At 39.7% G+C, this 10,446-nt stretch carries 9 protein-coding genes; 2 read left to right on the forward strand and 7 right to left on the reverse strand.

The window, feature by feature from the left end; genetic code table 11:
• Nucleotides 1-361: 361 nt before the first annotated feature.
• The 4 genes from H5201_RS21365 to radA all read right to left on the reverse strand — a co-directional run bounded on the left by H5201_RS21365 (nt 362) and on the right by radA (nt 4,220).
• Nucleotides 362-586: a hypothetical protein gene (locus tag H5201_RS21365; RefSeq protein ID WP_182785348.1), complete on the reverse strand. Its 225-nt coding sequence runs from the start codon at nt 584-586 to the stop codon at nt 362-364.
• Nucleotides 587-717: 131 nt separating this feature from the next.
• Complete coding sequence (locus H5201_RS21370; protein ID WP_182785349.1) at nt 718-1,176, reverse strand: hypothetical protein; 459 nt, start codon at nt 1,174-1,176, stop codon at nt 718-720.
• A 567-nt stretch (nt 1,177-1,743) separates the two neighbouring features.
• Complete coding sequence (locus tag H5201_RS21375) at nt 1,744-2,676, reverse strand: hypothetical protein (protein ID WP_182785350.1); 933 nt, start codon at nt 2,674-2,676, stop codon at nt 1,744-1,746.
• A gap of 158 nt (nt 2,677-2,834) precedes the next feature.
• On the reverse strand, nt 2,835-4,220 hold the full coding sequence (gene radA, locus H5201_RS21380) for a DNA repair protein RadA (RefSeq protein ID WP_145235514.1): 1,386 nt from the start codon (nt 4,218-4,220) through the stop codon (nt 2,835-2,837).
• Between the two features lie 374 nt (nt 4,221-4,594).
• Between radA and H5201_RS21385 the strand changes: the two genes are divergently transcribed.
• Nucleotides 4,595-7,081 carry a PilZ domain-containing protein gene (locus H5201_RS21385; RefSeq protein WP_182719607.1) on the forward strand — a complete coding sequence of 829 codons (2,487 nt, stop codon included), beginning with the start codon at nt 4,595-4,597 and terminating at the stop codon, nt 7,079-7,081.
• 5 nt (nt 7,082-7,086) lie between these two features.
• On the opposite strand, the gene serB is transcribed toward H5201_RS21385, so the two are convergent.
• On the reverse strand, nt 7,087-8,100 hold the full coding sequence (gene serB, locus H5201_RS21390) for a phosphoserine phosphatase SerB (protein ID WP_182785352.1): 1,014 nt from the start codon (nt 8,098-8,100) through the stop codon (nt 7,087-7,089).
• 296 nt (nt 8,101-8,396) lie between these two features.
• On the opposite strand from serB, the gene H5201_RS21395 reads away from it, so the two are divergent.
• A complete protein-coding gene (locus tag H5201_RS21395) occupies nt 8,397-9,017 on the forward strand; it encodes an AhpA/YtjB family protein (RefSeq protein ID WP_182740876.1) in 621 nt (206 codons plus the stop codon).
• On the opposite strand, the gene H5201_RS21400 is transcribed toward H5201_RS21395, so the two are convergent.
• Together H5201_RS21400 and pdxH are read right to left on the reverse strand one after the other, a co-directional pair.
• The gene (locus tag H5201_RS21400) at nt 8,984-9,757 is read right to left on the reverse strand and encodes a TatD family hydrolase (RefSeq protein WP_182785353.1); all 774 of its coding nucleotides are present in this window, start codon (nt 9,755-9,757) and stop codon (nt 8,984-8,986) included. The genes H5201_RS21395 and H5201_RS21400 overlap by 34 nt on opposite strands.
• Before the next feature lie 6 nt (nt 9,758-9,763).
• Nucleotides 9,764-10,402, reverse strand: a complete 639-nt coding sequence (gene pdxH, locus H5201_RS21405; protein WP_182785354.1) for a pyridoxamine 5'-phosphate oxidase — start codon at nt 10,400-10,402, stop codon at nt 9,764-9,766.
• Nucleotides 10,403-10,446 lie beyond the last annotated feature (44 nt).

The following is a 10,446-nucleotide window of genomic DNA, read 5'->3' on the forward strand; positions in this document are numbered from 1 at the left end:
TGTTCAAACAGCGCAAGGTGTAGACCAAGGAGGGCACTAGCAAACTGAATATAGAAAAGGCAGAGAGAAGGAGAAGAAAGGGCACTCAGCACACGAGAAAACAACAACGAGAAACGAGGAACGTGCGACGAGGAACAAAAAACAAACAACGATAAAAGGGGAAGGGGCAACGAGAAACGAAAAAATAAAAGTGCCGTTAATTTAAGTCAAGCATGTTTTTTTATATAACTACAATTGGTTAAGTTAGCCGTAGCTAAATCGACTTAAATTAAAATAGCAGTCTTTTGACCTGTAAGAATTATTATGGCGACAGAGTGTCATGAACGGACGTTGCCGATCCTAATTGCTTGTTATAAGTACATTACGCACTAATTATGATTAATTTCTTTAATAACGGCTTAGCTACAAATATAGTGAAAAATACCGTAAAAATTGCAGATAGACCTAATGTCGTTAACTCCCCTAACAAGAAGAGTGAACCAACCGTTTTATAGATTAATACGAAAAAAGTAAAGTTCAAAGCCGCTACAGCAATAGCTATTACCGCCGAAGTTGGGACACTATATTTTAATTTTAATTCATCCATAAATTGAAATTTACACCTGAGTTTGCTTGTACTTATAACGCCCGGCTAACCGCGCAAATGTTTGATGGCGGCTTTTTTGCGTGTCTTTGCAAAAAAGGTGACAGCGAATATTTGTCCGGTTGAGCCGATTGTTATACGGTAAATTTTGAAATAGTTTGCTCATAAATAGGTCTATATTTGTCAAAGATTGGCAATGCATGTTTTATAGCTTCTGTCTCAGCTTTCTCGTGCCAGCCAAAATAGTCTTCCGCTATATATAACTCTTGTCTCTCATCTTCTGGCAGCTCTAAATCAAGATCAAACAGTATATAAGATATTGCTGCATACAAAGATAATTCATTGTTAGAAAATCTATTGGCAGCTTCACCTGCTAAGAATTCCTTACATCGCTCACCATTAACTTGGTAAGTATTACTAATTAATTCTAGTATTTCAGCTACATCATATGCTAAAGAAATTTTTTCAATGAATGGATCAACTCCATGATCAGTATATTGAGCGTAAGCCCATGATATAGCTTGATCATATGACATTAAATTCTTTCTAAGAACATAACTCAAAATATTATAATCGCTGGCACTAAGTTTCATAGTTCATTTCGTATAACAGTTTATTCAAAGGATCTAAACCCACAAGTTGCAGACAGAAAATCCTTTGAGTTTTTTAATACTTTCAGTCTAACTCTGTATCTAAATGTAAATCAAGGGATTTATCTTTGTTGTTATTTTGTTATTGTAAATCACAAGAAATAAACCCGCGAGTTGTTGAAAAAAAATTCAAAAACTGTTTATGAATACAGGAAAATAAAGCAGATAAAGACACGCGTGTCGCTCATTTTCCTGAATATGGGAGCAAACAACAGCTTGATTATTCAATGAGTTATTATCCTAAACCTATATCAACGTCAGTTTCCCACTTGAAACCATCTCTAAACTTTAATTTTCACCGTTGAGTTTCGTTGCTCTGAACCACAACCTACGATAATAAATTTTACGCCGACCTGCTTTGGTTTTTCCTAGTTCCTAGCGCCTAAATACTAGTCCCTCCCCCGAATCGCCAATAAAAAAGCGCGAGATTAACTCGCGCTTTAAAATAACTCAAAACTGTATTTTGTCTTAAACTTACCGCTTAAGGCATACAACTTATAGCTCTAAGAGCTATTCGCCCTTCGCTTTTAAATTTATAAATTCTGCCAGTTCTTCTGGTTGCCCCATTAGGGTGAAGATCTGTTGGTTAATTTCGGTCATGGTTTGCCCTTCTGGCAAGCTTGCTGACACGGTTAATGAGCTTAAACCTTGCGTGAAGTTTTTAATCGCTTCACTCAGCGCCTCGCTGACTGGCGCTTGTTGTAGCTGCATGTTGACCATTTGCTGCATTTGCTCCAGCGTCATACCTTGCTTTTCAAGCGTTTGTTCGACGAGTGCTTTAAATTCACCTTCGTTATTGAGGGCAATTTCGATGCTGCGTGGTTCAAGCTCTGCAAGCGCCTCCATTAGTAAGGTTTGTTGCTGTAATTGCTGCTCTAAAGTCGGCTGTTGACTACCTAGTTGTTGCTGCATTTTGCTCAGCGCCAATGAAGCATTCATCAATGCGGTTGACTTTGCTAGACCGAGGTTAAAATTAAGGCCTACAATATTTTTAGCATTAAGCGCAAAGTCGATATCACTATCACCTGATTTTTCATCATAGTTCATCAATGTATGAAGATCATAACTAGCAGCAGCGAGTTTATTGTTAGCGTCTGGTGGTAACTGCGCTAAAAAATGCTCACTGAAGGTAAAGTTTTTTATGCTCAACTCGGTACGAGGAGCAATTTTATCTACTTCGTATCCCGCCACTTCAATGCTCGCAATATTAGCAACCGGCTGCTGATCAAACCCAGTGATTTGCATATTTGATATTTCAACACTTTGCCCAAGCACGCTGGCCGAAATATCTTCATAACTGGCTGTAACACCCATTTGCTGGCTCATTAATGCAAGCTGACGATCAACTTCTACTTTAACTTCTTGAGTCAGTGCATGATTTGCATAGCTAACACCACCGATAGCCGCAACGACAACAACAGCAACAATTGCGAGTTTTTTCATTCTATTTCCTTATTACGATTTCTATTATCACCGTTGTTATTTAGCTTAGTCTCTAACGGCTTTAGACTTAAGATTTTGCTAAGCGTATCATTCAATAATACCTTTGATAAGGCCTAGCATAAGTAAGTGCAAATTGATTTGCACTTTTTTGAGCGTGGCTAATTAATTAAACTTAGCAGTTCATGCACTGTTTTAACTGGGGTTATTTTAGCGCCCAGCCCTTCCATTGATTTATGGTAATTACGAAATGGAATAAATATTTCGGTAAAACCATGTTGGGCAGCTTCTTTAACGCGTGGCACGCCACTGTCGATTGGCCGTACGTCACCGTTTAAACTCAGCTCCCCCATTATGCAGGTGGTACGCGGTACAACAAACTCATTTAAGCTACTGAGTAAGGCAGTCACTAAGGCTAAATCGATACAGGTTTCGGTTTCATCAATTCTCAGCCCGCCAACAATATTAAAAAACGTATCATGAAAGATTTTGGTTTTAGTGTGCTTGCGTAAAATACCAGTGAGCATTTTTATTCGGTTCATATTTAAACCTACGCACACTCGCTGTGGAAACTCCGCCTCGGTTTCGGTGGTTAAACATTGTATTTCGAGCAACAAGTTGCGGTTACCTTTTCGAATACAAGTAATGGTTGAACCGGGTGAGTCGGTACTTGATCCCGATAAAAATATTTCACTGGGGTTATCAACACTTAGCATACCGCGTTCGCACATTCTAAAAATGCCTACAGTATCAATGTCACCAAAGCGGTTTTTATTGGCGCGCAAGGTACGTATTTGCCCATCGTTCGTGTCGATATGTAATAACGCATCAACAATATGCACTAAAGTTTGCGGCCCCGCTATTTCATTATTTTTATTTACGTGGGCAATAATAAACATAGTGACGTCATTTTGCTTGCAGTACTGTGTAAGCGCTTGCGCGGCACTTTTAACTTGTGACGGTGAGCCTGGGCTGCCGTTTGCGGTATCAGTAACAACTGCTTGAATAGAATCGATTACTGCAAACTTGATGTTATTTTTTTCAAGCTCTTCGATAATGGTTTCAACACTGGTTTCTGATAACAAATACAATTCGTCTGGGTTGTAATCGAGTTTTAAGCGATTAACACGGTTTTTAAATTGCGATAACGACTCTTCTGCGGTGCAGTAAAGTGATGGCATACGCTGTGACATGCGCGCGACTAAATCCGATAATAAAGTCGTTTTACCTGCTCCGGGATCGCCAGAAATAATATTCACAGAACCTGTGGTCACGCCACCTGATAATACTCGGTCAAGTTCACCAATACCGGTTAGTTGCTTTTCGGCTTCGGTGGTTGCGATGTCATTAATTTTTTTCGAGCCACCGCCAACGCCACCAGCATAGCCGCCAACAACGCTGCGCGTTGCTGCTTTTTTAGTTTGCCCTGCTGAGGGCTTAAATTCGGCTAAGGTATTCCATGCGCCGCAGCGACACTGTCCTTGCCAGCGTTGGTAGTTCATTCCGCATTCGGTGCAAACAAACTCTATTTTTGCCGCTTTTGCCATTAACTTTTGCCTACCTTCGTCATTTTGAAATCATTTATGTCCATACTAGGATGATCTTTAATTTATTGGTTGCGTTATGGTGCGCTGAATATTGACCTTGCCAATAAGGCAATTCAACGCCACAATCGAGATATATAAAAAAGCAAGGTTTATCACTTTTACTTTAGGGCATACTTTTTGCTTAATCTTTTGAGCTTGGGCTTTTTTGATTAATAAACTAAAGTAATGAGCCATTTATTTGGCAATCTCATAATAATAAAAATTAAAGATGGTAACTCATTACACCCCACATGCTGCGAACCAGCAACCAAGTGAGTGTGTAAATACATGTGCAGTATACCAACTTTTTAGAATAGACGGTGATGGTTTTATAAATGACTGAAGACACTCTGCTTAAATATGAAAGTTTAGTTGATGAGCTTAAATCATATTTAGGTAATGCCAAATTTGACACGATCTTTAAATCGAAGACAGCGGGTTTAACAAAACCTGAGCAGTTCTTGATCAAGATGGAAATGTCGCGCTTGTCACAACCTATCGCCCGCTTTATTGATTTACGCGGCCAAGTAACAGGCCAAGTTAAACCTTATGAGTATGAAGGCAAACAACACTTTATGGATGAAACCGCCATTGCGGTATTTGAACAAGCCATAGAACGTCATGGTGGTTATACCCTTGCTGTTTACGAAGCAGTAATGAACACCGATAATAACCATCGTGTAATGCAAAAAAAAGCTGCTGAACAAGCTAAGCAACCTGAATTACAGAATGAACAAAAATTAGATTGCCAAGTTATTAAATTTGCCTCTTATGAAAGTCGCCGTGAAGAACGGATGAACTATTCAATCAAAATCACTGTAGAACTCAGCAAAGATAACACCATTGCAGCAACCACCTCAGATATCTCTTTAAGTGGCGCAAAAATAAAGCTCTCACCGCGCTATCAAGTCAAAAAAGGGCAGTTATTAGGACTGCGCCTAGTTGGTCTTGAGCAAGATTTTGAATTAGGTTTAAAAAACGGTATTCAATATGAAGTTGTTGCAGTTGAGAAAATCTCTTCGGAATTTAATCACATTCGCTTAAAACGTACTTTTATAGAAAATAACGAAAAATTTGATGAGTTTTTAGAAAGTTTTATTCACGGCAATAAGCGTCGTTATAAAGTAAATTTAGATAACACCTTAGATGCAGTCGTCTCAAAAGGCTATGAGCAGTATTATATTCCCCGTGTTACCTCGTTATTTACTTTTTTTAGTTTGCAAAACGATAAACTCTACCCAAGTTTAGTGCTGACCACTGAAAACAATATCTTTATTCAGCGTTATTTTTGTGATGAGCGAAAGTTGTCATGTTTATACACCATTTTAAATCAGCAACGCTTAGCTCAGTTATTAAGTAACCCAGCCCCAGTTAAAGAAGAGTATTTATATACCTTTACGCACGTGGTTGCTGGAAAAGTATATTATTACTCAGCAACGCGCACTGAGTTGACTGCAGAGCCGCAATTAAGCGCATTATTTTTTGGTTTTGGTAGTCAAAAAGAAAGCTGGCAATGCTTTAAAGTACAGTTAATGCCAAGCCATCCTGAAGATTCATATATTCCGTTGAGCTTGCCAAATACCGCCGGCAAAGATATTGAAAAATTGAACAAGCCACCAACGCCTCGCGTACAAGGAATGATCAAAGACGTAAAATATCTTGTGATTTTAACCGCTGTAGGAACAGACGCTGAACAAACCCATTACCAAAGCTTTAGTTACGACAAAAGTATAGTTAATCAGCTCAAGCGCTTTGGTCACGGTAAACATAAAACCCCACCAAAGCTTGAAACCGTTGATTTAGAGTATGTAAATCTTCGCTCACATAAACGCTACTTGTATAAAACAGATGTAGTATTAACAACTCAGGATGAGCAAACACATACCGCTCATAGTCGTGATTTTTCGGTGATGGGTTTGCAAATTGAGTGTGACCAACCGGTTACTTTTCAAAAAGGTGAAGTTGTTGAATTAAGCTTGCCTGAGCTGCAAAAAATAACCAAGAAGCACACGCTGAGTAAATTAAAGTACGAAGTGATGGCGGTCAGTAAATCGTTCACCACTATCAACTTAAAAGCCTTACGTATTGCTGATAACCCACACGAAGGGGTAAAGTTTTTTACGCAATTAATTGAAAATAATAAAGATAAATTAAAAGTATCTGAAGAAGCGCCAAAGGTGCCAGGATTATCGACAGCGCTGCGAAATATGGTAACTAAAAGTGTTTGTCAATTTCCGTTTTATTTACATAAAGAAGCTACACATTTTAAAACAGGAGCTATCGGTCAAGGCTTGTACCCTAGCCCATTGCATATCATTTTACAAAACTATGGCTTGCTTAATAATACCACCAGTATTGATGCTTTTTTATCGCCAGAGCAGCTCAATGACGTGATCACACCGCTTATAAAAGATCGCAGCCGTCAAGATCCACCGTTACCTTTCACTTTATTTATTCGTTTTGATCCTAAAAAATCAACCATTGAAGACGCTATAAAAAGCAAGTGCAGTGCTGGCGAAGATTATGCCCCACAGTTACTCTTTTTAAAGAAAGGTCTTAAATCTGAGTTGCTCTTTATAATGCGTATTTATATTTCACGCACTGGCCGCCCTGATACTGATTATTTATCTAACGAACTAAAATACGTAAGCCAATATGCATTGCATAAAGCAAAAGATCTTGAAGAGGCACTGTGGGCAGTCACAGGTGTTGGTGACATGGTTGATGTAACAGATGAAACGCTTAGTCATTTGGACTTTACCGCAGAGCTGGTAGAACAAATGAATAAGCGCAAACAGATTTGGCTTAAACGGCTAACTTAAATCTGTTACTTAACAGCAGGAATAGTTAGTAAATATAACAATTGTAATAGCGAGCCTTGGCAAATTGCTGCTTGGGCTTGTTCAACAACTTTAGGTTTACCGTGTACGGCGACACCGAGTCCTGCCGCAGCCATCATGGTCAAATCATTCGCACCATCACCAATCGCCACTGTTTGTTGCGTAGGTAAATTTAATCGTTGCTGTAATTGACTCAACACCACGGCTTTTTGCTGCGCATCAACAATCGTGCCTAGCACTTTACCTGTTAACTTATTATCTTTAAATTCCAAAACATTGGCATGTACTTCGTCTAGTTCAAGCAGTTCTTGAACTTGTTCAGCAAACGGTACAAAGCCACCGGAGGCAATGGCTAAATACCAATTATGCTGTTTTAGCACTTGGCATAGTGCTTTGATCCCTGGCATTAATGGTAAACTATTTTTTAGTTCATCAATTAAGCTTTGCTCAATACCCGCAAGTTTAGCGACTCGTTGATGTAAGCTTTCACTAAAATCTAACTTACCAGCCATCGCTTGTGCGGTTACCGCAGCGACATCATCATATACATCAGCAAGCCTTGCGATTTCGTCAATACATTCAATCGTAATGGCGGTTGAGTCCATATCCATGACTAATAAACCGGGCTTAGTTAAAATCGGTGGCTTACTAACTTGTACAAGTTGAAATCCCAATGGATGAGCAAATTCATTCAGTACCAAAGGATTAATGCTTGGACTTGGTGTCTCGCTGTAAAAACACAGTGCGGGGCTTAAGTTTGGCTCTGGTTGATAACGACAAAATGCACTGACAATAAACTGCTGCTGAGCTAAAAAGTTAATTATATTAGCTAGTTGTTGGCCGCTAAAGTCCCCTGCAAAAGCAATACTAAACATTCCTTGCGGATCAGTTGGTAAGCTTGTTGGTACTAATAAAGCATCTTGATAGTGATACCACATACCTAACGACAACTGTGCCGATAACTGCTCTGATGAAAGGCTCGCAAAGCGCTCCAATGTCATGATAACTCCAAAAATGATACTAATGTCTCCCCTGTAAAATAACAATTATATCAATCGTGTTAGGTTATTGGTCATTTATAGCGACGGATAAATAGAGTGATAACAAGGCATAAACTTTGATATGTAGTTGTTCTACATAAAAAATTATAACGCCGTTAGCGCTTTATTTAGCACGCTAGAAAGGCTAAATATTTAAGTCGATTGGTATTAATTCGCCATAAAGGGGGATTTAAGGTTATAGTTACGCTTAGTTGTAACATCAAAAACAAAAGCTGTCAGCAGCGTAAACGGTGACTATGAAAAATAACCATCTTAAAGACCCTATTTCAGCATCTCTTAGGCAACGCCTAGTGCGATTAAGTATTGCTGCGGCATGCTTTGTATTGCTGACTTGGGTTGCTGTTAATGGTAGTTTTCAAAGCCACCAGTTGCTTTATGATAGTGCCGACAGCACAGCAAAAAGCTTAACTCGTTTTATGGCTCTCAATGCCAAAACGCCGCTACTTGAAAAAAACAAACCTGAATTAACAGCCTTATGTAACAGCATAAGCAAAGATGAGTTTGTACTGGCTGCAACGATTTATGATCAGCAAGGCATACTTATCGCCAGTAGTGATAATTGGCAAGCTCACCATATTTTAGGTAAGCTGCCCAACTCCACTCCGGGTATTAGTAAACTTAAAACCCCGTTTGTTGAACCGATAATCAGTGATGACGATCGCCCACTAGGATTTGTTGCAATAACTTACTTGACCCGCTCAGCAGTAGCAACCAGTCATAGCAGCTTTCATGACTTAGGCCGCCAAGTATTACTAATGCTAGTGATAACCTGCATTTTTACTTGGCAATTAGGCCGTGGTTTAAAGCGCTGGCAAGTAAATCGTTATATCCGAAAAAGTTCTGAGCACGAATCATAAAGCTGCTTTTGAAAACCAGCCTTATAAGGTGTTGTGATCTGCTTTAATTGACATAACTGCTCAAACACTAGGGGTAACTGTAACGGCGTGTTTATTTGCCCTTGAAAGCCCGCTAACGGCATTGCAGGTGCATCTGTTTCAAGTAGTAAGTGTTCAGGTGCTATGTCAGCAACAACGGAACGTGTTTTTTGTGCTCGCTGATAAGTGATCACCCCGCCCACCCCGAGTTTAAAACCCTGTTTAATATAATACTGTGCTTGTTGTAATGAGCCTGAAAAAGCATGTATAACACCACCATATTTTGGCTTACAGCGCTTAAATGACTGTGCAATAAGGTCATGGCTTTGTCGATGATGCACAATCAATGGCAATTCAAGCTGATTAGCAAGGTCGATATGGTGCTCAAATATCTGAGTTTGCAAAACAATATCGTCAATACTGCGGTCAATGCCACACTCGCCAATAGCGACCAATTGCTGGCGATGTTGCACAGTAAACTCAGTCAGTTTGGCTAAATGACTGTGGTGATATTCTGCTAAAAAGTAAGGATGTAAACCTGCTCCGATGCGCACTGCAGAATGCTGTTTAGCAAAAGCGCATAAAGAAAGAGATTGTGCCAAAGTGATCCCCGGCACGATCAATTTTTCGATCCCCAGCTGCTGACATTGCTGAATTAGCTTGCTGCGGGTGGCATCAAATTCAGTAAAATCTAAATGGCAGTGGGAATCAATAAACGCCATAATAAACTATGGGTTTAAACGTGTAATTTGCCAGCTGTTATCAGCTTGACGCTGATATATAAAACGGTCATGCAGGCGGTGTGCACCACCTTGCCAAAACTCAATTTTTGTTGGCACAACACAGTATCCCCCCCAAAAATCTGGCAATGGTATTTCGCCTTTAGCAAACTTGGTTTTCATATTAGCAAAAGTTTCCATCAACACTTTACGCGATGATACAGGACGGCTTTGCTTTGAAGCCCATGCAGCTAACTGGCTTTCTTTGGGACGTGACAAAAAGTACTTGGCAACCGCTGAAGTTGGCAGTGGTTGTGCTTCACCATAAACAATCACTTGGCGCTCCATATGGTGCCACGGAAAATGCAAAGAGATTTTATTATTGCCTTTAAGCTCTTGTGCTTTACGCGAGCCGGTATTGGTAAAAAACACAAACCCGTTATCATCAAGATGCTTTAACAACACAATACGTTGCGAAGGCTGACCGATTTCATCAACCGTTGCCACCACCATCGCCGTTGGATCTGGCAGTTTACTTGCTACCACGTGCTCAAGCCAGGTTTCAAATTGCTTGAATGGATCATCAAGTAAATTCTCTTCGCTCAGAGCATCTTGCAAATACTCACGACGGATATCTTCAAGTTTCATAAAATTCCCTCTAGGTTCTAGGTTCTAGGTTCTAGGTTCTAGGT

It is taken from the genome of Pseudoalteromonas sp. SG43-6 (genome assembly GCF_014164365.1).
In the GTDB taxonomy this organism is placed as follows: domain Bacteria; phylum Pseudomonadota; class Gammaproteobacteria; order Enterobacterales; family Alteromonadaceae; genus Pseudoalteromonas; species Pseudoalteromonas rhizosphaerae.

Excerpts from the sequence above, each read along its gene's own strand:
- H5201_RS21365 (WP_182785348.1), bottom strand. The coding sequence starts at position 586 with ATGGATGAATTAAAATTAAAATATAGTGTCCCAACTTCGGCGGTAATA.
- H5201_RS21370 (WP_182785349.1), bottom strand. The coding sequence starts at position 1,176 with ATGAAACTTAGTGCCAGCGATTATAATATTTTGAGTTATGTTCTTAGA.
- H5201_RS21375 (WP_182785350.1), bottom strand. The coding sequence starts at position 2,676 with ATGAAAAAACTCGCAATTGTTGCTGTTGTTGTCGTTGCGGCTATCGGT.
- radA (WP_145235514.1), bottom strand. The coding sequence starts at position 4,220 with ATGGCAAAAGCGGCAAAAATAGAGTTTGTTTGCACCGAATGCGGAATG.
- H5201_RS21385 (WP_182719607.1), top strand. The coding sequence starts at position 4,595 with ATGACTGAAGACACTCTGCTTAAATATGAAAGTTTAGTTGATGAGCTT.
- serB (WP_182785352.1), bottom strand. The coding sequence starts at position 8,100 with ATGACATTGGAGCGCTTTGCGAGCCTTTCATCAGAGCAGTTATCGGCA.
- H5201_RS21395 (WP_182740876.1), top strand. The coding sequence starts at position 8,397 with ATGAAAAATAACCATCTTAAAGACCCTATTTCAGCATCTCTTAGGCAA.
- H5201_RS21400 (WP_182785353.1), bottom strand. The coding sequence starts at position 9,757 with ATGGCGTTTATTGATTCCCACTGCCATTTAGATTTTACTGAATTTGAT.
- pdxH (WP_182785354.1), bottom strand. The coding sequence starts at position 10,402 with ATGAAACTTGAAGATATCCGTCGTGAGTATTTGCAAGATGCTCTGAGC.